Genomic DNA, 22,182 nt, shown 5'->3' with positions numbered 1-22,182 from the left:
AGCCTGCAGAGCCATCGCTAGCGTCGTGCGTATCCGGCGTCTTGAACCCATTGCTCTACAAGGATTTTGCGGGCCTACGCAGCTGTCAGGCGGGCCAGAATCCATGGAAGGCAGCGGCTGGAGAGTTCGCCACCAGCAAAGTGACCGAGCCCATGCATGCCAGCGCGCCTACTGAGGACGAGCCCAGACAAACGGTGTTCCGCGCGGCCCAGTACGTGCGGATGTCCACCGAGCACCAGCAGTACTCGACGGAGAACCAGGGCGACAAAATCCGCGAGTACGCCGCCCGACGCAACCTCGAGATCGTCCGCACCTACGCCGACGAGGGCAAGAGCGGGCTGCGCATCGACGGCAGACAGGCACTCCAGCAATTGATCGCCGACGTGCAGGCGGGCAAGGTCGATTTCCAGATCATCCTCGTCTACGACGTGAGCCGCTGGGGCAGGTTTCAGGATGCCGACGAGAGCGCGTACTACGAATACATCTGCCGCCGCGCCGGAATCCAAGTCGCCTACTGCGCCGAGCAGTTCGAAAACGATGGCTCGCCCGTGTCTACCATTGTCAAAGGCGTCAAGCGCGCGATGGCGGGCGAATACAGCCGAGAGCTGTCGGCCAAGGTGTTCGCCGGACAATGCCGCCTGATCGAGTTGGGTTTCCGGCAAGGCGGGCCTGCGGGCTACGGCCTGCGCCGCGTGCTGATCGACCAATCCGGATCGGTGAAAGGCGAACTGTCGCGCGGTGAGCACAAAAGCCTGCAAACCGATCGAGTGATCCTGATGCCGGGTCCGGACCTCGAAGTCGCCAACGTCAACCAGATCTACCGCTGGTTCGTCGAGGGCAACCTGCTCGAAACCGAGATCGCCGACCGGCTCAACGCCAGGGGCATCCTCACCGACCTCGGCCGTGACTGGACGCGGGCCACGGTGCGCGAGGTGCTGTCCAACGAGAAGTACATCGGAAACAACGTCTATAACCGCCGCTCGTTCAAGCTCAAGAAGCACCGGGTCGTGAACCGACCGGAGATGTGGATCAAGAAGGAAGGCGCGTTCGAGGGCATCGTACCGCCCGAAATGTTCTTCACCGCACAGGGCATCCTGCGCGAACGTGCGCATCGCTTCAGCGACGAGGAACTGATCGAGAAGCTGCGCCGCTTGTTCCAGCAGCACGGCTACCTCTCCGGCCTGATCATCGACGAAGCCGAAGGCATGCCGTCGTCAGCCGCATACGCGCATCGCTTCGGCAGCCTGATCCGCGCCTACCAAACGGTAGGCTTCACGCCGGACCGGGACTACCAGTATCTGGAGGTCAATCAGTTCCTGCGCCGTCTGCACCCGGAAATCGTCGGTCAGACCGAGCGGAGGATCGGCGAGGTCGGCGGTGCGGTCGAACGCGATCCCGCGACCGACCTCCTCACGATCAACCGCGAGTTCACCGTATCGCTGGTGTTGTCGCGCTGCCAATTGCTCGACGACGGTCGCCGCCGCTGGAAAGTGCGCTTCGACACAAGCCTTGCGCCGGACATCACGGTCGCCGTCCGACTCGACGAGACCAATCAAGCCCCGCTCGACTACTACCTGCTGCCGCGCCTGGACTTCGGCCAGCAACGCATTCACCTCGCCGACCGCAACGCCATCGAGTTCGACAGCTATCGCTTCGATGGCCTCGAGTACCTCTATGGCATGACCCGGCGCTACCGCATTCGGAGGGCCGCATGAGTCAGAACAAGCAACACCGCGGCGCCGAACTGCGGATGATTCCCATCGGTAGCATCGAGGTGCTCAACACGCGCGAGCGCAATCACCGCGTGTTCCACGAGATCGTCGGCAACATCCGCGACATCGGTCTGAAGAAGCCCATCACAGTCACGCCGCGTCCGGGCACGAATGGCGGCGAGCACTACTTGCTCATCTGCGGCGAAGGCTGGTTGAAGGCGTACAAGACGCTCAAGCAGGACAGCATCCCGGCGCTCGTGGTGGAGGTAGGCACGGAAGAGGCGTACATCATGAGCCTCACCGAGAACATTGCTCGGCGCAAGTTTCATCCAGTGGAACTGCTGGTCGGCATCGGCCAGTTGCGCGACAAGGGCTACGACAAGAAGGCCATTGCCGACAAGACCGGCCTCAGCACCGAATACGTCCAAGGCGTGCTGTACCTGCTGAACAACGGTGAGGAGCGCCTGCTGATGGCGGTCGAATCGGGACGCATCCCACTGAATTCGGCGATCACCATCGCAGGCGCGGGCAACGACGACAAGGCGATCCAGTCGGCTCTGCAAGATGCCTACGAATCCGGCAAGCTGCGGGGCAGCCAGTTGATCCAGGCGCGGCGCGTGATCGAGCGCCGTCGCACGCTGGGCCGGTCGCTCGCGCGCGGCGCGTCATCGCGCAAGAACGCGCCATCAACGGATGTCACGCCGTCGAGCCTCGTGCGTAGCTACCAGCGCGAGGTTGAGCGACAGAAGCAGATGGTCAAGAAGGCCGAGTTCGCGCAGCGTTGCCTGCTGTTCGTCGTTGGTGCGCTACACGAGCTGCTCGCCGACGAGAACTTCACCAACCTGCTGCGTGCCGAGGGGCTGGACACCTTGCCGCAGTACCTGGCGGATCGGGTCTGGCCGCGCGGGGGCAGCGCATGAGCACCGTGCCGCTGGGTTTCCTGTTCCAACCGCAAACACTACCGCTTGACGCGATCCTGCTCTCGCACAAGCAGCCGGTGGGCCTGACCGAGACCCGCAAGTTCAAGCAGATCGCAGCCTCGATCAAGGCAGTCGGCCTGATCGAGCCGCTGTCGGTCAGTCCCAAGGACAAGAAGACCGGCAAACACCTGCTGCTCGATGGCCATACACGGATGGCGGCGCTGACAGAACTGGGCTACACCGACGCGCCATGCCTGATCGCCACCGACGACGAGAGCTACACCTACAACAACCGGATCAACCGGCTCTCGACGATCCAGGAGCACGTGATGATCCAGCGCGCCGTCAAGCAAGGCGTGGTCACCCCCGCCAAACTCGCCGAGGCGCTGGACGTCGACGTCACCAGCATCTTCCGGAAACTGAACCTGCTCGAAGGCATCGCGCCCGAAACCGCCGAGCTGCTGAAGGATCAGCAGTTCTCGTTCCACCTCAGTGCAGTGCTGCGCAAGATGAAGCCGACACGGCAGGTCGAGTGCGTGGAGCTGATGCTGTCCTCCAACAACCTGACCGTGGCCTTCGCCCGAGCGCTGCTGGTCGCCACGCCTGCGAACCTGCTGGTCGGCGAAACCAAACCCAAGAAGATGGAGGGCGTCACCGCGGGCCAGATGATGAAGATGGAGCGCGAGATGGGGAACCTGCACGAGCAGTTCAAACTGATCGAGCAGTCCTACAGCCAGGACATGCTCAACCTGGTGCTGGCCCGGGGATATCTCGGCAAGCTGCTGGGCAATGAGGCGGTGTTTCGTTTTCTCACCCAGAAGCACTCGGACATGCTCACCGAATTCGGGCGCATCGTCCAAGCCACGTCGCTGGACAAGTGAATGGCGGCGTCACCACTGCGGGTCTGCCCGACCTGGACGCAGCGAGCGCAGCGTCCGACGCGCAGCACTTTGGCGGTGTGGCTGACGACGAGATGGCGGCGCTCGCGCACCGCAATGCACCGCAGGCCGACTCCGCCTGTCTCTACGGCTTGATCGGCGAGGTCGCCCGCGCGGGCAGTGAGGGCACCGAGACCAACGCGTACGCCATCGCGGCGAACTTCATGACCTACCTGTCCTGCGCCATCGGGCGCGGCGTGTACCTCCCCATCGGCAACACCCGACACCATGCACGCCTGTTCTGCCTGCACGTTGGGCGCTCGGGCCGTGGTCGCAAAGGCGACGCCGTGTCGCTGGTGCTGCGCATTGATCGGGCGCTGCGCGCGATGGACGGACCCTTGGCTCCGCAGGTCCATCGTGGCGGCCTGTCCAGCCGCGAAGGACTCGTGGCTTTGATGCATGACGGCTACCGGCAGGGCCGGCAGGACGTACTTGCCATCGAGGACAAGCGGCTTTGGGTCGTCGAGTCCGAGTTTGCCAACGTGCTGCATCAGGGGCGGCGCGACGGCAACACGCTGTCGGCAGCGCTACGCGACTGTTGGGATGGCGTCGATCTCAAGCCTGCCACCAAGTCGAACCGGCTCTATGCCAGCGATCCGCACGTCTGCGTGAGTGGCGCGATCTCGCCTGGGGAACTCACCGGCCTGATGAGCTCGCGCGATCTCACCAATGGTTTCGCCAATCGCTTCCTGATGATCTGGGCCGAGCGCACGCGGATGCTGCCGTTCCCGAAGGAAACGCCGCAGGCAGATGTCGAGCAGTTGGCGCGCAGGACGCGTGAGGTACTGGCCTTCACTCGCGCCGACCGGCACAACGAACGCGACCATCTGCGGGTGGAGCTGTCGCCGCAGGCCCAATGGCGCTACGCCAAGTTCTACCGCGGTGAACTGAACGACGACTTGGGCGATGGCGTGGTCGGCGCGCTGTTGGAGCGCCGCGCGCCGATGTTGCTCCGGCTCGCGATGCTCATGGCGCTCACCGATCTGAAAACGCGAATCGACGCGATACACATCGATGCCGCGATGGCGTGGATTCGGCACGCCACGGCATCCGTGCGTTTCGTCTTCGTCAGCGCCGCCGAAGAAGCGAAGCTGGCGCAACTGCTGGATCTGTCGAACCGCGTGTTGGTCTACCTTCGCGAGCGTGGCCAGGCCACGCGCAGCCAAATCAACACCGAGTGCTTTCGTGGCAAGGTGTCAAAGTCGCGGATCGACGCGTGTTTGGAGCACCTGTTGGCGGCCACGCCACCAAGGATCACAGTGCAGTGGAGCGAGCGTGCCGACGGGGCGCCCGGCGCGCCTTCGAGGGTGTACCGGCTAGCTGCGGCGTAGGGCCGGGGATTTTTTCGCTGGTTTCGCCGGCCCCGGAAGGCCGCAAGTGGCCAGCCCTGCGCTAATTTCGCTGATTTCGCCACTTCCCTCACTTGCTCATCCCTGATCTTGTTATAATCAAAATGCGGCGCATGAAAGATCAAAATAGTAGTTGTTGACGTTCGGTTAGGATGCTCGTACGCTTCCGCAAAAGCTACGGAAGCCAGCGCACGAACATGTCAACAGACCGGCTCTCTGAAATGACCCAGGCGCAACGCGACCGGCTGGCGTTTGTCGAGCTACGTCTGCGGTTCGTTGGGGAAATCCGCCGGCAGGACTTGGTGACGCGTTTTGGCATCCAGGCCGCGGCAGCGACTCGCGACATCGCTCAGTACAAGGAACTGGTGCCGGGCAACATGGAGTACGACACCAAAGGCAAGGTCTACGTCCGCAGCTCCTGGTTCCGCCCGCTGTTCGACTTTCCGGCAGAGCGCGTCTTGACCTGGGTGTCGCAGGGCTACGGTGATGGTGAGCCGATCCGCTGGAAAGGCATCGTCGCGCACGAGGGGACTAGCCTGCCGGGTAAGGTCGATCTGGAAATCCTGTCGGTGTTGACGCGCGCCATCCATCAGGGCTCCGCTGTTGAAGTCTCCTACCGCGCACTGTCCAGCGGGCTCACAAGGCGAGAAATCGTTCCCTTCGCACTGGCGGATAGCGGCTTGCGTTGGCACGTCCGTGCCTATGACCGCCGCAGCCGTGAGTTCCGCGATTTCGTTCTGGGGCGCCTTGATGACGCTCGCATTGTCGCCGGCTCGGTCGGTGACGACGAGTCGCCCAGTCAAGACATTCAGTGGAATCGGATCACGGAGCTGGAGCTCGTTCCGCATCCTGCCAACGTCCAGCACCCCGACACCATCGAGGCCGAGTACGGCATGGATCGTGGCGTTCTCAAGGTTCGCGCCCGCGCCGCGTTGGCGGGCTACTTGTTGCGGCGCTGGAATGTCGACTGCACCGAAAACCACAGCCTCAAAGGGGGCGAGTACCGCCTGTGGCTGCGCAATCGCCAAGCGCTGTATGGCGTGACCAACCTGGTGCTCGCGCCGGGGTATGGCGAATCGAGTAGGGAGTGGTGACCAAGATGCCGATCACCTATCCCTGTTTTTCCCCTGAGCATCGCACCTTCGAGGAGTTCGACCATGGCTAAGTCTCCTTCCAACCACGGCAAGCAGTGGACGCCTGCTGACGTTAAACAGCTCGCGCAGCTCGCCAAGGAAAACACGCCCACCCGTGTCATCGGCCTGAAGATGGGTCGAACGGAAGACTCGGTACGCGCCAAGGCAAGCGAGACCAGCGTCTCTCTCAAGCCCACCAATCAGTCGCCTTACAACCGGCGCAAGCCCTGATCCATCGGGTTGGAACGACAAGAGGCGCACCGTGCTGAAGCTCGAACAGATCCAGAGGAATGCCGCCATCTCGGGTCTGGAACCCGGGCAGGTGGTGCGCATCGTTACGACCGAGCCGGTCGGTGACAACGCCCTGACCGTCTACTACAAGACCGCCGACGGCAAGCTCCTGGAACGCATGTTGTTCCGCACCGACGAGATCAAACTCTCGCTCGCGGAAGCAGGGCGTCCTTGGGCTTTCGATGCGCCTGGCGAAGATTTCAAGCTCGCCGCCGAGGCCTATCGCATCAACCTGGCTCACCTGTTCGATCCGATGATGGCAGTGCACACGTCGAACGTGGAGCCGCTACCGCACCAGATCACCGCAGTCTACGAGTCGATGCTGCCGCGCCAACCGCTGCGCTATGTGCTGGCAGACGATCCCGGCGCCGGCAAGACCATCATGGCTGGCCTGTTCATCCGCGAGCTGTTGATGCGCGCGGACGCCAAGCGCGTGCTGATCGTCGCGCCCGGCAGTCTCGTCGAGCAGTGGCAGGACGAAATGTTCGAGAAGTTCGGGCTGTCGTTCACGCTGTTTTCGCGCGAGCAGGTTGAGCAGTCCCGCAGCGGCAATCCCTTCGACGACATCGACCTGCTCGTCGCTCGCGTCGATCAGTTGGCACGCGCCGAAGACCTGCAGGAGAAGCTACGGCTGTCGCACTGGGATCTGGTAGTGGTCGACGAGGCGCATAAGCTCTCGGCCAGCTACTTCGGCAACAAGGTCAACAAGACCAAGCGCTTCCAACTCGGCGAGCTGTTGGGCTCCATAACTCGGCACTTCCTGTTGATGACAGCCACGCCGCACAACGGCAAGGAAGAGGACTTCCAGCTGTTCATGTCGCTGCTGGATGCCGACCGCTTCTACGGCAAGTTTCGAGACGGCGCCCACAAGGTCGATGTCACCGATCTGATGCGCCGCATGGTCAAGGAAGACCTACTCAAGTTCGACGGCACCCCGCTGTTCCCCGAGCGTCGAGCCTACACCGTCAACTACAAGCTGTCCGACTTGGAGGCCGCGCTGTACGCCGCGGTGACCGAGTACGTGAAGACCGAGTTCGCCAAGGCAGACCAGTTGGCCGACGGCGGGCGCAAGGGCACCGTTGGTTTCGCACTGACTTCGCTGCAGCGTCGGCTGGCGTCGAGCCCAGAGGCGATCTACCAGTCGCTCAAACGCCGTCGCAACAAGCTCAAGCGTCGAGTTGAGGAAGAGAAGCTGGGTCAGCGGGGACGGTCGCTGGCAGAAACCCTCGCCGGTACCGGCGCCAACGGCGTTCCCGAAGACATTTGGGAATCGGCCGACACGCTGTCGCCCGATGACTACGAGAACTTCGAGGAAGCGGTGGTCGATCAGGCCACCGCCGCGCAGACCATCCAGGAGCTTGAGGCCGAGATCATCATCCTCGAAGCCTTGGAAGAGCAGGCCCGCCAGGTCGTGCACTCCGGTCAGGACCGCAAGTGGGATGAACTCTCACGCCTACTGCAGGACACGCCGGAGATGCACGACGCTATTGGTCGGCAACGCAAGCTCATCATCTTCACCGAGCACCGCGACACGCTGAACTACCTCGCCACGAAGATCCGCGGCCTAATCGGCAGCGAAGAGGCTGTCGTGATGATCCACGGCGGCGTCAAGCGCGAAGAGCGCCGCAAGGTGCAGGAGATGTTCCGCAACGACCCGGCTGCGCGCGTACTCGTCGCCACGGACGCAGCCGGTGAAGGCGTGAACTTGCAGAACGCCAACCTGATGGTCAACTACGACCTGCCGTGGAACCCGAATCGATTGGAACAGCGCTTCGGCCGAATCCACCGCATCGGTCAGACCGAGGTCTGCCACCTTTGGAACATGGTGGCGTCCGAGACGCGCGAAGGCGACGTGTTTCAGCGCCTCTTCGAAAAGCTCGAGATTGAGCGCGCCGCCCTCGGTGGTCGCGTTTTCGACATCCTGGGTGAGGTGTTCGAAGACCGCAGTCTGAAGGACTTGCTGATCGAAGCCATCCGCTACGGCTCAGATCCCGAGGTCCGTGCACGACTGCTGCGCAAGGTGGAAGGCGCGCTCGATACCCGTCACCTCGAAGACATCATCAAGCGCAACGCACTGTGCGAAGAGGTAATGGACGAGAAGCGCCTCTTCGCGGTCAAGGAGGAAATGGAGAAGGCCGAGGCGCGTAAGCTGCAGCCCTTCTTCATCCGCTCGTTCTTCAGTCAGGCTTTCCAGCAACTGGGCGGCGAACTGCGGTCGCGTGAGCAGGGTCGTTACGAGATCACCAATGTGCCGGCCATCATTCGCGAGCGTGACCGCCAGATCACCGGGCGCGACCGCCGCAATGCAGACCCTGTGCTCCGCCGGTACGAGCGGGTCTGTTTCGAGAAGCAATTCGTGCGGCTGACCGACCGCGTCGGTGCGCCCATGGCTAGCTTGTTGCACCCTGCGCACCCGCTCATGCAGTCCGTGACGGATTTGGTGCTCGAAGCCCACCGCAACAAGCTCAAGCAAGGGGCCGTGCTGATCGACCCCAGCGACATGGGTCTGGCGCCGAAGGTGATGTTCATCATCGATCACTCGGTGAAGGAAGGTGCTGATCCCTCGCATCTGGTTTCTCGTCGCATGCAGTTCGTCGAGATCGACCCCAAGGGCAACGCCATCAACGCCGGCTGGGCGCCACACCTTGATCTGGAGCCGATCGCTGCGGACGACATGGCGCTCATCGAGGATGTGCTGACCGCGCCCTGGATCGCCAAGGATCTGGAACAGGTGGCGCTGGCGCATGCCTCGGCCCACCTCGTGCCCGAACACTTCGATGAGGTGCGTTCGCGCCGCGAGAAGACGGTCGACAAGACGCTGGCCGCCGTGCACGAACGGCTGGTCAAGGAAATCAACTTCTGGTCCGACCGCTACATCAAGCTGCAGGACGACATTGCCGCCGGAAAAGACGTGCGCCTGACGTTGGAGAATGTGCGCCGCACCATCGACGACCTGACAGCCCGCCGTGAGTCGCGCGAGAAAGAGCTGCTGGCAATGCGACATGTCATTTCAGCCACTCCCGTCATCCTGGGTGGTTCGCTGATCATCCCTGCTGGGCTGCTGCTGCAACGCAAAGGGCAGTCGGGCTGGTCGGCCGACGCCGCCGCCCGGGCTCGCGTCGAGCAAATGGCGATGCGCGCTGTGATGGATGCAGAACGCGCCCTGGGCCACGACGTCATCGACGTGTCCGCGGACAAGTGCGGTTGGGACATCACCAGTTTGCCGAAGCCGCTGGACGGTCGACTGCCGCCGTCGCGGCACATCGAGGTCAAGGGCCGCACCAAGGGCCAAGCCACGATTACCGTGACGCGGAACGAGATCCTGTACGGCCTGAATCAGTCGGAAAAATTCATTCTGGCCATCGTGATCGTCGACGGTGATCAGTTCGAGGGGCCGTTCTACGTGCGCCAGCCCTTCACCCAAGAGCCTGACTGGGCTGTGACCAGCATCAATCTCGACCTCGACCAGCTCATGGCGCGAGCGGAGCGAGTTGCATGAATCAGGACGAGATTTTCGATTCGTTGACCAGAAACGCGTTTGACTTCTTGGAACGCGGCATTGAAGAGTTCGACAAGGCTCCAAAATACTCGGTCATCCATTTCTGTGCGGCGGTTGAGATGCTGCTGAAGGCGCGACTGATGAAAGAGCACTGGTCGCTGATCGTTTCCAAGCCGGAGCAAGCCAATCTTGCGAAGTTCATCGCTGGCGACTTCATGTCCGTGACCTTGGAGGATTCACGTGCGCGCTTGCGAGATGTCGCAGGCGAGGATATCGGGGACGATGCCCACGGCAGCTTTCGCGCCATGGCGAACCATCGCAACAAGATGGTTCACTTTTTCCATCCCGACTTGGACACCGACGACAAGGCGAAGGCTCAGATCGTCGCCGAGCATTGCCGGGCCTGGTTCCATCTGCATCGCCTGTTGAATCGATGGAGCGAATACTTTCGAGAGTTCCGCTCGGAAATCGCACGGGCGAATCGTTCTATGAAGGGGCATCGGAAGTACCTCGGCGCGAAGTTCGCCGCGCTAAAGGCCGAGCTGGATGCCGCTCGAAAGGCCGGAAAAAAGCCAAGAACGTGCAGTGCCTGCGCCCTCAAAGCCGCTGTCCCCGAGGAGATCGACGACCGAATTTCGTCGCTGCGCTGTCTGGTGTGTGATCACATCGAAACCCAGGTCCACATCGATTGCCCGCACTGCAGCGAATCTATCGTGATCGCCAATGAGGGTTTCGCATCGTGTGTGCATTGCGGTAGGAAGATCGAACCCGAGCATGTGTTCGACGCGTTGGAGGATCACGATGCCGCACATATGGCAGCCAGAGATGGTGACGACGGCTGGCAGCCAGCCAACTGCGGCAACTGCCAGAGCTACCACACGGTGGTGCGACGTGATGACCACTACTTCTGCACCAGTTGTTTCGAAGTCTCGGAACAAGTAGAGCAATGTGAATGGTGTAGCGATTTCAGCACCGGCGACATGGAAAACAGTCTCTGGGATGGTTGCGAGCACTGCGATGGCAAGGCTGGCTGGGAAAAAGACGAATAGATGAACATCAAGACCCCAAAGAAACTCATCGAAGTTGCCCTGCCGCTCGACGCCATCAACGTCGCTGCCGCGCGCGAGAAGTCGATTCGCCATGGCCACCCCAGCACGCTGCACTTGTGGTGGGCGCGTCGGCCATTGGCGGCTGCTCGGGCGGTGATCTTCGCGCAAATGGTCAATGACCCTGGCTACGAGCGCCACCTGGGCCGCGGGGTGAACAAGGAGAAGGCCGAAGTCGAGCGCGAGCGCCTGTTCAAGATCATTGAAGACTTGGTGCAGTGGGAGAACACCAACGATGAGGAGGTGCTCACACGCGCCCGCGAGGAAATTTGGAAGAGCTGGCGCGAGACCTGCGCGCTTAACAAGGGTCACCCGCAGGCGGCCGAGTTGTTCAATCCGGACAAGCTGCCCGCTTTCCATGATCCATTCGCGGGTGGGGGCGCGCTGCCGCTGGAGGCTCAGCGCCTAGGGTTGGAGAGCTACGCCAGCGATCTCAATCCAGTGGCGGTGACCATCAACAAGGTGATGATCGAGATTCCGCCTCGCTTTGCCGGACGCGCGCCGGTCGGACCGCACATTTCTGGGGATAGACAGGGGCGGCTGACTGAAGATTGGTCTGGCGCGAAAGGCCTGGCCGAAGACGTGCGCCGTTACGGCGAGTGGATGCGGGCCGAGGCCGAAAAGCGGATTGGGCATCTGTACCCTCAGATCGAGGTCACCGCTGAGATGGCCGCTGAGCGCCCAGACCTCAAGCCGCTGCTCGGGCAAAAGCTCACAGTGGTTGCCTGGCTATGGGCGCGTACGGTGAGAAGTCCGAACCCCGCATTCAGCCATGCTTGCGTGCCGCTTGCGTCGACCTTCGTCTTGTCGAGCGCTCACGGCAAAGAAGCGTACGTCGAGCCTGTGATCGAGGGAAATTCCTTTCGCTTCACCGTTAAAGTTGGAATCCCGGCAGAGCCTGCGAATCGTGGTACGGGGGCAGGTAAGCGGGGCGGGTTTTATTGCCTATTTTCCGATGCGCCGATTGATTACAAATACATCCGCGCGGAAGGCGCAGCTGGGCGCATGGGTCAGCGGCTCATGGCCATTGTGGCTGAAGGCGCGAATGGCAGAGTCTATCTGTCACCAACTGAATCTCAGGAATTCGTCGCTCGGTCGGCGGAGCCAGAGTGGAAACCAGATGCGAAGCTGCACGGCAAGTGTCGTGTCAATGTTTCCAACTACGGTCTGGATGTTTTTGGTGATCTCTTCACTTCTCGTCAACTAGTGGCGCTAAACACCTTTTCGGATCTAGTGCAGCGTGTAGTCGAAGAGTGCCGGAGGGACGCGGTCAGAGCGGGAATGGCAGACGACGGCATCGGATTGGATGCTGGCGGAATCTGTGCGACGGCTTACGCGCAGGCCGTAAGCACGTGTTTGGCTTTCTCCGTCAGTCGACTCGCAGATCGCTCATCGTCAATATGCTCATGGGATCTGAGGGACGGACAAGGTAGGAAGCCTGGAATTCGAAACGTGTTCTCCAGACAGGCGATCCCAATGACGTGGGATTACGCAGAAGCAAATTTGTTTTCCGGGATCGCGGCGAGTGCTGATAGTGCGATTGATCGAATCGCGGATGTGCTTTGTCGTGCAGCCTCATGCCAACGGCCCGGTTACGGGCGACAGGCTGATGCTGGGACGCAGACGGTGAGTGCAAATAAGGTCGTATCCACCGACCCGCCTTACTACGACAACATCGGCTACGCCGACCTGTCTGATTTTTTCTACGTCTGGCTACGTAAGAGCCTGAAGCCAATCTTTCCCGACCTTTACGCCACGCTCGCCGTGCCCAAGGCTGAAGAGTTGGTGGCCACACCCTACCGCCATGGCACAAAAGAGAAAGCCGAGACATTCTTCCTCGACGGCATGACTCGCGCCATGCACAACCTCGCAGAGCAGGCGCATCCCGCGTTTCCGGTAACTATCTACTACGCCTTCAAGCAAGCGGAGACCAAGGGCGACGCAGGCACCTCCAGCACTGGCTGGGAGACCTTCCTCGATGCGGTGATCCGTGCCGGCTTTGCGCTTACCGGGACTTGGCCGATGCGCACCGAGCTGGGCAACCGTATGATCGGTTCCGGCGCCAATGCGCTCGCATCCAGCATCGTTCTAGTCTGCCGCAAGCGTCCCGCCGACGCCGCCACCGTCAGCCGCCGCGAGTTCATCCGAGAGCTGAACGCCGTCCTGCCCGAAGCGCTGATGGACATGACCCGCGGCGGCGTCAACAGCCCGGTGGCGCCAGTCGACCTGTCTCAAGCCATCATCGGCCCAGGCATGGCGATCTTCAGCCAATATGCGGCGGTACTGGAAGCCGACGGCAAACCGATGAGCGTGCGCACAGCGCTGCAGCTCATCAACCGCTTCCTGGCCGAGGACGACTTCGACCACGACACCCAGTTCTGCTTGCACTGGTTCGAGGGCCAGGGCTGGGCCACCGGCAAATTCGGCGATGCCGACGTGCTCGCCCGCGCCAAGGGCACCAGCGTGGCTGGCCTGACGGAGGCCGGCGTGGTGGCTTCAGGCAAAGGCGACTTGCGCCTGCTGAAGTGGGCCGAGATGCCGCGCGACTGGAACCCGGAAGCCGACACGCGAGTTCCCGTGTGGGAAGCCCTGCATCAGATGATTCGCGCACTCAACCAGGAAGGCGAATCCGCCGCCGGTGCGCTGCTGTCCCGCATGCCTTCCCGTGCCGAACCGATTCGCGCCCTGGCCTATCGCCTCTACACGCTCTGCGAGCGCAAGAGCTGGGCCGAAGAGGCGCGCGCATACAACGAGCTTGTCACGGCGTGGACTTCGATTGAACAGGCTGCAGGCGAAGTCGGCTTTGCCGGCGCGCAGGCCGAAATGGACGTGTAAGGGAGAGGACGGGTGCAGAACAAGAAACTTTCGATTCGCAAGCTCGTCTCGTACCTCAACAACGACGAGTCTGAGTGGGGTGGCTTCTGGCTTCCCAATATTCAGCGCCCCTTCGTCTGGAGCGAAGAGCAGATTGGTCGATTGTTCGACTCGATCATGCGCGAGTACCCGATCAGTACCTTGCTTGTCTGGAAGACCAAGGAGCCGGTCAAGCACCGTCGCTTCATCGATGTCTATCACTCTGGCGTCAAGCTGACCGACTACTACGTGCCCGACAACACTCACCCGAAGATGATGGTGCTCGATGGGCAGCAACGCTTGCAGAGCCTTTTCATCGGTTTGAAGGGTAGCTACGAAGGCAAGGAACTCTACTTTGACGTGCTCAGCGGGCAGCAGAAAGTTGCGCCGGAGGACATTCGCTACCGCTTTGCTTTCAAGGCGAAAGCTCAAGCGCAATGGCCGTGGGTGCGTTTCAAAGACATCGTATTCCAGACAAACAAGCTGGACCTTCAGATTGCCAAGGAAGTGCGAAAGGCTGCGCCGGAAGCGCTGTCCGAGTCCGAAGACGAACTGCTGCAGCTGAACATCGCGCGAGCACGGCAGGAGTTCGTCAACGACGACAACCTGACCTATCAGGAACTCGATGGCATCGATAACCCTGACGCGTACCGCCTAGATGACATCGTGGAGATCTTCATCCGCGCCAATTCCGGCGGCACAAAGCTCGGCAAGTCGGACCTCCTGTTCTCGCTTCTGACCTCGAGTTGGGACGATGCCGATGGCGCGATGGAAGCTTTGCTTGAGGATCTGAACCAGGGCGGCTTCGACTTCGACCGTGATTTTGTCTTGAAGGCCTGCTTGACGACGCTCGGTCGCGGCGCGCGATATGAAGTCAGCAAGTTTCGCGACGGTAAGACCAAGGAAGAGATCGTCGAGAAGTGGGAAGAACTGTCCGGCGCGATCAAGTCAGTCCGGGATTTCGTCGTCAGCAAGACCTACATCAGATCCGACAAGGCCATTCCGTCGTACCTGGCCCTCATTCCTTTGATCTTCTACCGTTACCACTTCCCGGAGAAGTTCGCGAGCAACACGGGCCTTGCTGAGTTCCTGCTGCGCGCCCTGATCACCGGCGTGTTCAGCGGTGGGCCAGACAATCTCATCGACAAATTGGTGCGAAGCATCCAGGAGAACGGCGATTTCGTGTTGCCGGAGGTCTACGGTGTTGTTCGTGCTGATGGTCGCAATCTTGAGATCACTCCAGACGTGATCTTCAAGCAGGGTTATGGATCGAGCGCCATCCACCTGTTCTTCAACCTCTGGTATCGGGACTTCAACTACACGCCCGCCTTTGCCGGCAACGGCCCCCAGGTAGATCACATCTTTCCGCAGAGCCTATTGAAGACAGTCAAGGACATCAATCCGGACACAGGCAAGCGCAACCTGCTTCACTTTCGGCAGGAGCAGCGCGACCAGATTGCGAATTGCATGCTGCTTACCGCGGATGAAAACGGGTTCGCTGCAAAGAGCGGGAAGCCGCCCAACGAGTGGTTCGCCAGAAGTCGATTCGATTCCGACGAAGCGCACCGTCGCTATCTGGAGATGCACTTGATTCCGGATGACCCGGCGCTGTGGGAGCTCGAGCGCTTTGAGGACTTCGTCGAAGCGCGCAAGGCGCTGATCAAAGAAAAGTTCAGCTACATGTTGCAGACCGTCGGAGGAACCACGGCATGACCATCAAGCCCTGGCGGCAGATTGCTGTGCCGCACGAAGACGTGCTCAAGGGCACCTTCCAGCAAGCAGAGTTCGCGGCCGATTTGTCGCGCGTGCACGCGGGAACCGCCACCGCCGAGTACCAGGACCCGGTGCTCTTCTTCCAGCGCACCTTCATCACGGAAGGCATGCGCCTGCTGCTCGACTCGGTCGTCAAACGACTGTCGGCCAAGGGCGGCGACCCGGTCATCCAGTTGCAGACGGCGTTCGGCGGCGGCAAGACGCACACGATGTTGGCGGTATATCACCTGGCCAAGGGCGAAGTGCCAGCCAGCGATTTGCAGGGCGTTGCCGGCATTCTGGATACGGCGCAGATCACCGAACTTCCGCGTGCTCGGATCGCGGTACTCGACGGGATCAAGTCGTCGCCCAATCAGCCGTTGCAGCGCGAAGGTCAGGTCGTGCGCACGCTCTGGGGTGACCTGGCGTGGCAACTTGGTGGCGCTGAAGGCTATGCGCTGGTCGCAGACGCGGACACCTCGGGCACATCACCAGGCAAGACGGTTTTGGAGACGCTCCTGTCGAGTTGCGCACCGTGCGTCATCCTGGTGGACGAGTTGGTGGCCTACGTGCGCCAGTTCGAAGAGGGAAAGACACTGACCGGAGGGAGCTTCGACTCCAACTTGTCGTTCATCCAAGCGCTCACCGAGGCCTTGAAAGCCGTGCCCTCGGCTGTACTACTGGCCTCGTTACCAGAGTCGGACAAGGAGGCCGGCAGCCAGCGGGGAGTGAAGGCGCTGGAGACGCTGTCGCACCATTTCGGACGGGTGCAGGCGCTTTGGAAGCCCGTCGCCACGGAAGAAGCGTTTGAGATCGTCCGCCGGCGTTTGTTCACGTCGATCAACGACAAGATGGCCATGGAGTCGGTGTGCCGAGCCTTCGCCGACTTCTACACCGGAAACCGCGAGGACTTCCCGCAGGAGACCCAAGAAAGCCGCTATCTCGACCGACTGGTACACGCATATCCGATTCACCCGGAGGTGTTCGACCGACTTTACGAGGACTGGTCGACGCTCGACGGCTTCCAGCGCACCCGAGGCGTGTTGAAGTTGATGGCCAAAGTCATCCACCGCCTTTGGAAGGATGGCAACAATGACCCGCTGATCATGCCGGGCAGTCTGCCGCTGTATGACGCCGATGTGCGCAACGAAGTCATCTACTACCTGCCTCAGGGCTGGGACCCGGTGATTGAGCGCGACGTAGATGGTGAGCGCGCCGAGACCACCGAGATTGAGAACAAGGACACCCGCTTCGGCAGCGTGCAAGCCTGTCGTCGCTCAGCACGTGCGGTGTTTCTGGGCAGCGCGCCAAGCACCACGAACCAGCTGGTGCGAGGACTGGAGATGGAACGCATCATGCTAGGTGTCATCCAGCCAGGCCAGCAAGTCGGCTTGTTCAAGGACGCGCTGCGCCGCCTTGGCGACCGGCTGCATTACCTCAACCATGCCAACAACCGATTCTGGCTCGACACGCGGCCCAATCTGCGCAGGGAGATGGAGGAGCGCAAACGCCGCTTCCAGGACAAGGAGGATGTCTTTCCGACCGTCCGCGAGCGCGTCCAGCGCGGTTTCTCAAGTGGCGTTTTTGGCGGCATTCACGTGTTCACCGACAGCGGCGACGTGCCGGACGACTGGGCGCTGCGCTTGGTTGTGCTGCCGCCCGATGCCGCATTCAGCAAGAGTGGCCAGAGCCTGGCCATCGACCGCGCAACCGAGATCCTCAAGAAGCGCGGCGACCAGCCCCGTTTCAAGCAAAACCGGCTGATCTTCCTGGCTGCCGACTACGACAGCGTCAGCCGGCTGAAAGACCACGTTCGCTCGTTCCTGGCGTGGCGCAGCATCGTGGCTGACTACAAGGACAACCGAATCGTTCTCGACAACCTGATGGCCAAGCAGGCCAACGCGAGTCTGGAGCAGGCCGAGGAAACCGTGCGTCGCATGATTCGAGAGACCTATAAGTGGCTCGTGGCACCGATGCAGGAAGCACGCCCGGGCAAGGGCTTGTCAGACCTGCGCTGGGAGCACTTCCAGGTCAACCCAAGTGCGCAGAACTGGTCGCAAGAAATCGAGCGCGTGCTCAAAGAGAACGAGTTGCTCATCAACGAATGGGCGCCGATCCACCTGGCCAAGGTTCTGAAGGACTGGTTCTGGAAGGACGAAGTCAAGGAGGTCAGCGCAATCCATGTCTGGCAGCAATCCTGCCAACAGCTCTACCTGCCGCGACTGAAGGACGACACGGTCTTTCAGATGACCATGGCTGCCGGCGCTGAGAGCCCCGACTTCTTCGGATTCGCGCAGGGCAAGGATGAAGGTCGCTACATCGGCTTCGTCTATGGCAAGCGCACCTCCCTGATCATGGATTCGTCATTGCTCCTGATCGAGCCGTTCGCCGCAGCAGCCTACATGGACGCACTGCGTGCAGCAGAGGAAGCATCGCGAGCCAAGACTTCAGAAGCCGCAGGGAGCGCAGGTACCGCTTCGGTGGGCACCAGCGATGGTGTCACGCCTCGAGTTGAAGACCCCGGCAAGGGCGACTATCGGTCCGGCAGTGCCGCAACCGCGCAAACCCCGAAGAAGCACTTCTACGGCAACATCGAGCTGGACCCGTTCCTGGCGAAAAAGCAGTTCGCCGATCTGGTCGATGAGGTCGTCCAGCAATTCACCATGCGTCCTGGAGTGAAGGTGAAGATCGCCATCGAAATCCAAGCCGATTCCGCCACCGGCTTCGACGACGGACTGCAGCGCGCAGTGAAAGAGAACTGCAATGTGCTGAAGTTCAAGGGCGCGGAATTTGAGGCTGGCGAATGAGCGTCCAAGCCGGTATTGCCACTTCCACACGAAGACGGCGCTTGCCGTGGTCGTGAAGCGTCGTATAAGGCGTGGGCTCCTGATGATGAGGTGATGATATGGGAACGCCAAATGCCAACAGTCACGACCTCCTCGCGGATGATGATTCCGAGAGGGGCGCGGATGATCAACATACTTTCGGTGGTGCCTGGACTCGCATCAAGCTCGAAGCGCTTGAAAAGTACCTGACAGCATTCAATACCGCGCTGAGCAAGCAGAGCTTTACGCGCCTCTACGTCGATGCCTTCGCAGGCACCGGTCGCTGCGACATCAAGGTCGACGGCGAGAAGCAGACTATCGATGGTTCTGCTCGTAGGGCGTTGGTTACCAGCCCTTCGTTCCACAAATTCTGTTTCATCGAACTTCGTGCCAAGAAGCTGGACGCACTCAAGGCGCTCAGCGCCGAGTATCCTGGAAAGACTATCGAAGTAATCCAAAGCGACGCCAATGCTGCGTTGAAAGCCATTTGCGCGCAGTATCAATGGCGAAACGAACGGGCCGTGTTGTTTCTCGACCCGTTCGGAATGCATGTCGAGTGGTCAACGCTTGAGGCGATTGCCAAGACTGGCGCCGTCGATGTCTGGTACTTGTTTCCGTATGCCGGGCTGTATCGGCAAGCTGCCAAGAGTGCCGACGCCATGGATGCCGACAAGGAAGCATCCCTGACCCGAGTCCTTGGTACCGATGACTGGCGTCAGGCTTTCTACGCGCAGAATCCTCAGTCCGATATGTTCGGTGGCAGCAATGGCGATGTGCGAGACAGCGATCACCGGCAGATGCTTGAATTCGTTTCGAAGCGCTTGAAGGGTTTGTTTCCCGCCGTCACAGATCCCAAGGTGCTTTACCAGGGCGGCGATTCCAAGAATCCCTGCGGGGCGCCGCTTTTCGCGCTCTACTTCGCTGCATCGAATCCCGCGCCAAAGGCGTACGGTCTCGCGACAAAGATCGCCAAGGACATTTTGGATACGCTATAGCGCCAATTCCAGTGCCTGCGGGTAATCGTCCCAGGTCCTTCCTCGGAACTCGCGTCCATTTGCTTTCTTGTGACGCTTGATCCCATCCGCGCCCCATCCGCCCCACTGCTTGAAGAAGAAGGCAGTGCCAGCGACTTCAGCCTGCGCTTGCACGTTCGCGACCCATTCTTCCTTCATCGGGCGCGCTTTGTGGCCGGATTCCCCACCGACGATGACCCAGTGAATATCGGTCAGGTCGATGCGTCCCAGATCTTCGAGCAGCGGCTCGACCGAGAGAAAGCGGATCTGCGCTTCCACCCTGCGCAAGTAGTCAATGCGCGGCACGCCGTACTTCTTGTTTTCGACCGACACGCCAAGCCACACGTTCTGAGGGCATGAGCGCCGAGCAAAATACTCGGGCAGCCTTTCCGCGCGTTTGGTAAGGATCTGATAGGTGTGCTGCGGCGTCGCACGGATGACCTCGAACACGCGGTCGAGAAACTTGTCCGGAACGTCCTCGTGAAACAGGTCGCTCATGCTGTTGACGAAGTACGTGGTCGGCTTCTTGCGCATCGAGGGTTGCTGAAGCCGGTCTTCGTGAATCGTGAGCTTGAACTCGTTCTCGTAGCCCGGCGCGCCCATCGCGTGCAAACGACGCGCCATCACTTCGGCATAGCAGTGCTTGCAGCCCGGTGACACCTTCGTGCATCCGGTTGTCGGGTTCCAGGTTTGCTCGGTCCATTCGATGGCTGATTGCGTTGCCATGGTGTTCTCCTCAATTCGCCGTTGTGCTTTGTGTGTGTTCGACAGCGAAGGCATCGACGAGCTTCGCGAGCGCGGATCGCGCCTGCCCCATACGCGGATCGGCCAGAGCGATCCGCACTCGGTCGGCCAACTGGTCTGCGGACGGGTGCTGCTGGTTTGTTGCGTCATGCACCAGACGCATACACGTCTCGATCAGTTCGGCCTTCGGGTTTGACTTCCCGGATTCGTACCGGCTCAGGGTTGACTGAGTGATTCCCAGAATTGCCGCGAACTCCTGCTGGTTTCGGCCGTTTCTGGCCTTCTTGATGAGATCCGGTATTCGGGTGATCGGCTCCATGCTCGCCTGTCCGGTTTATGCGCCATGTGCATAGGATACCGCAATTATGCTTGAGGTGCATGCCGGCGAAGCGGCAGCCTGCCTTCCGGTCAGGGCGAAATCATCCGCGCCTCAGTCGCACGACGCGCGACGAGGCCTGGCAGTACCCTGCCGCCGCCATAGACCCATCGGCGCAGTTCGCTCGCGGCCGCGCCCCTAGTTCTTCCTCGCAATCCCCATCTCCCTAGCCCACGCCTGCAACGCAATTAGCTGCTCGGCGTTCTCGTGGCAGGTTCGGTAGTTGGCGGCGACGGTTCCGGTGACGGCAGAGAGCGCAATGTTTGCGGCGGCCGCATCAGCATCTCCGGCGGGTTCGGGCAGTTCACCTGCGGCGGCAGCGTCGTGCAGGCGCACAAAGCCACGGTTGATAGTGCAAGCAGCATCGGCTTGTACGGGCACATAGACGGGGACCTCCTTGATGATGGTGTCGCCCTTTTCGCGGACGACGCGGACGCGGTCGACGTATTCGGTGACGACCTTGACGGCGGCTTGCGCCTGACGCTCGCGGATGGTGGTGGCCTGAAGCGTTTGTTGCTGGGCGGCGGCATCCCACTGCGCTTGGACGTGCCTCGCGCCCTTGACCCAGCCGAAGCCGACCAGGGCGAGGCCGAGCGCCGCCAAGGCCAACAGCCGGTACGGCCATGGAATCACGCTCACGACGCATCCCCGATGCACTGCCGATATTCGGCATCACGCCGCTTGGCCAGCCCGCCGCACAGCCGGGCGTTGTCGGGCAGCGCGCAGTCCTTTCCCCGGAAGAAGCGCCAGCGCAGCAACTCGGCACAGGCTCCCGCGTAGTCCTCGGCGTTGAGTTTCCTGACCAGCGTGGACTGGCAGAACGCGCGGCTGCCGACGTTGTAGGAGAAGCTCACCAGTGCGTCGTACTCGTGCTGGGCCAGGGGTACGGTCACGCACTGCTTGAGCGCACCCTCGAACTGCTGCACATCGGTGAGCGCCCGAGCCAGTGCCTTCGGCGGAGTGGTGGTGTCGCCCAACTTGACCCCGGTGGTGGTGCCGAACCCGATGGTCGGCCCATCGCCCTTGACCGGAATCACCGCGCGGTCGGTGTAGCCCTCGTGCAGCAGGATGCCAACCAGGGCGGCGGCGGACAGCGTCATGCCGGCCACCGTCCTGCGCGCCATTGGCGGCCGGGTCATCGCTCCATCCCCGGCTGAGCCACGATGCGCGCAATGGTCGCTCCGATGCTGGCGGCAAAGGCCAACAGCACGAACGCGCCGCGTGGCAGCGTGTCGCCGAACAGCGGCACGGCCACTTCCGCCGCCGTGAAGGCTGCGGCCAGCAGCGAGAAACGGATGCTCCAGGCACGTCGCAGCACGCGCCGCCAGTCATCCAGCAGGCAGATCTTCGGCTTGGCGGTCATTGCACGCCACCCATCAGTTTCAGCTTGATGGCGGCTCCCACCAGCAGCGCGGCCAGGATGCCGGTGGTGATCACCTTGATGAGGGTTTGCCACGCCGTGCGACGGGCATCGCGCCACGCTTCCAGCAGATCGCGCAGCTCGCGAATGTCCTTCGCGGCATGACCGTTCTCCAGCCCCAGGTGCGCGAGGCAACGCTCGGCGCCGCGCTCGGCAGCGCGGTTCAACAGTTCATCGAAATCCTCGTGTCGCAGGAGCAGCGTCGATTCGTTGGTCAGTACATCGGTGTCGTCGGTCATCGTGGGTCTCCA

At 61.4% G+C, this 22,182-nt stretch carries 19 protein-coding genes; 12 read left to right on the top strand and 7 right to left on the bottom strand.

Annotated elements, in window-relative coordinates:
* Positions 1 to 50 precede the first annotated feature (50 nt).
* From BLP83_RS04305 to BLP83_RS04250, 12 genes are all read left to right on the top strand, one after another.
* Complete coding sequence (locus BLP83_RS04305) at positions 51 to 1,715, top strand: recombinase family protein (RefSeq protein ID WP_218121184.1); 1,665 nt, start codon at positions 51 to 53, stop codon at positions 1,713 to 1,715.
* Positions 1,712 to 2,632: a ParB/RepB/Spo0J family partition protein gene (locus tag BLP83_RS04300; protein WP_091239221.1), complete on the top strand. Its 921-nt coding sequence runs from the start codon at positions 1,712 to 1,714 to the stop codon at positions 2,630 to 2,632. Before BLP83_RS04305 ends, BLP83_RS04300 begins: the two co-directional genes overlap by 4 nt.
* Entirely contained in the window at positions 2,629 to 3,513 is an 885-nt protein-coding gene (locus BLP83_RS04295; RefSeq protein WP_091239218.1) for a plasmid partitioning protein RepB C-terminal domain-containing protein, read from the top strand. The genes BLP83_RS04300 and BLP83_RS04295 overlap by 4 nt, the downstream gene beginning before the upstream one ends.
* A complete protein-coding gene (locus tag BLP83_RS04290; RefSeq protein WP_218121183.1) occupies positions 3,510 to 4,901 on the top strand; it encodes a DUF3987 domain-containing protein in 1,392 nt (463 codons plus the stop codon). Before BLP83_RS04295 ends, BLP83_RS04290 begins: the two co-directional genes overlap by 4 nt.
* A gap of 170 nt (positions 4,902 to 5,071) precedes the next feature.
* On the top strand, positions 5,072 to 6,013 hold the full coding sequence (locus tag BLP83_RS04285; RefSeq protein WP_425388957.1) for a WYL domain-containing protein: 942 nt from the start codon (positions 5,072 to 5,074) through the stop codon (positions 6,011 to 6,013).
* A gap of 63 nt (positions 6,014 to 6,076) precedes the next feature.
* Positions 6,077 to 6,283, top strand: a complete 207-nt coding sequence (locus BLP83_RS04280; protein ID WP_091239214.1) for a hypothetical protein — start codon at positions 6,077 to 6,079, stop codon at positions 6,281 to 6,283.
* Positions 6,284 to 6,314: 31 nt separating this feature from the next.
* Positions 6,315 to 9,842, top strand: a complete 3,528-nt coding sequence (locus BLP83_RS04275) for a helicase-related protein (protein WP_091239211.1) — start codon at positions 6,315 to 6,317, stop codon at positions 9,840 to 9,842.
* Positions 9,839 to 10,891, top strand: coding sequence for a hypothetical protein (locus tag BLP83_RS04270; RefSeq protein WP_091239209.1), 1,053 nt, complete (start codon positions 9,839 to 9,841; stop codon positions 10,889 to 10,891). Before BLP83_RS04275 ends, BLP83_RS04270 begins: the two co-directional genes overlap by 4 nt.
* Positions 10,892 to 13,783: a DUF1156 domain-containing protein gene (locus BLP83_RS04265; RefSeq protein WP_091239206.1), complete on the top strand. Its 2,892-nt coding sequence runs from the start codon at positions 10,892 to 10,894 to the stop codon at positions 13,781 to 13,783. It abuts the gene before it with no gap.
* A 12-nt stretch (positions 13,784 to 13,795) separates the two neighbouring features.
* Complete coding sequence (locus BLP83_RS04260) at positions 13,796 to 15,514, top strand: GmrSD restriction endonuclease domain-containing protein (RefSeq protein ID WP_091239203.1); 1,719 nt, start codon at positions 13,796 to 13,798, stop codon at positions 15,512 to 15,514.
* Complete coding sequence (locus BLP83_RS04255) at positions 15,511 to 18,360, top strand: ATP-binding protein (RefSeq protein WP_091239202.1); 2,850 nt, start codon at positions 15,511 to 15,513, stop codon at positions 18,358 to 18,360. Before BLP83_RS04260 ends, BLP83_RS04255 begins: the two co-directional genes overlap by 4 nt.
* A 98-nt stretch (positions 18,361 to 18,458) precedes the next feature.
* Complete coding sequence (locus BLP83_RS04250) at positions 18,459 to 19,373, top strand: three-Cys-motif partner protein TcmP (RefSeq protein WP_091239199.1); 915 nt, start codon at positions 18,459 to 18,461, stop codon at positions 19,371 to 19,373.
* Here the strand turns inward: BLP83_RS04250 and BLP83_RS04245 are convergent.
* From BLP83_RS04245 to BLP83_RS04215, 7 genes are all read right to left on the bottom strand, one after another.
* Positions 19,368 to 20,117, bottom strand: a complete 750-nt coding sequence (locus BLP83_RS04245; protein WP_091239197.1) for a DUF5131 family protein — start codon at positions 20,115 to 20,117, stop codon at positions 19,368 to 19,370. The genes BLP83_RS04250 and BLP83_RS04245 overlap by 6 nt on opposite strands.
* A 10-nt stretch (positions 20,118 to 20,127) precedes the next feature.
* Complete coding sequence (locus BLP83_RS04240) at positions 20,128 to 20,454, bottom strand: helix-turn-helix domain-containing protein (protein ID WP_091239195.1); 327 nt, start codon at positions 20,452 to 20,454, stop codon at positions 20,128 to 20,130.
* 89 nt (positions 20,455 to 20,543) lie between these two features.
* Positions 20,544 to 20,666 carry a glycoside hydrolase family protein gene (locus BLP83_RS19355; protein WP_425388956.1) on the bottom strand — a complete coding sequence of 41 codons (123 nt, stop codon included), beginning with the start codon at positions 20,664 to 20,666 and terminating at the stop codon, positions 20,544 to 20,546.
* Entirely contained in the window at positions 20,650 to 21,150 is a 501-nt protein-coding gene (locus BLP83_RS04230) for a hypothetical protein (protein ID WP_091239192.1), read from the bottom strand. The genes BLP83_RS19355 and BLP83_RS04230 overlap by 17 nt, the downstream gene beginning before the upstream one ends.
* On the bottom strand, positions 21,147 to 21,611 hold the full coding sequence (locus BLP83_RS04225; RefSeq protein WP_245679946.1) for a lysozyme: 465 nt from the start codon (positions 21,609 to 21,611) through the stop codon (positions 21,147 to 21,149). The genes BLP83_RS04230 and BLP83_RS04225 overlap by 4 nt, the downstream gene beginning before the upstream one ends.
* Before the next feature lie 35 nt (positions 21,612 to 21,646).
* On the bottom strand, positions 21,647 to 21,874 hold the full coding sequence (locus tag BLP83_RS04220; RefSeq protein WP_091239188.1) for a DUF7940 domain-containing protein: 228 nt from the start codon (positions 21,872 to 21,874) through the stop codon (positions 21,647 to 21,649).
* Positions 21,871 to 22,170, bottom strand: coding sequence for a DUF6127 family protein (locus BLP83_RS04215; RefSeq protein WP_091239185.1), 300 nt, complete (start codon positions 22,168 to 22,170; stop codon positions 21,871 to 21,873). Before BLP83_RS04215 ends, BLP83_RS04220 begins: the two co-directional genes overlap by 4 nt.
* Between the last annotated feature and the right edge of the window lie 12 nt (positions 22,171 to 22,182).

The sequence above is a fragment of the Aquimonas voraii genome (genome assembly GCF_900101825.1).
In the GTDB taxonomy this organism is placed as follows: Bacteria; Pseudomonadota; Gammaproteobacteria; order Xanthomonadales; family Xanthomonadaceae; genus Aquimonas; species Aquimonas voraii.
The sequence above is the reverse complement of the archived record's forward strand: the minus strand, read 5'-3'. Positions and strand labels throughout refer to the sequence as shown.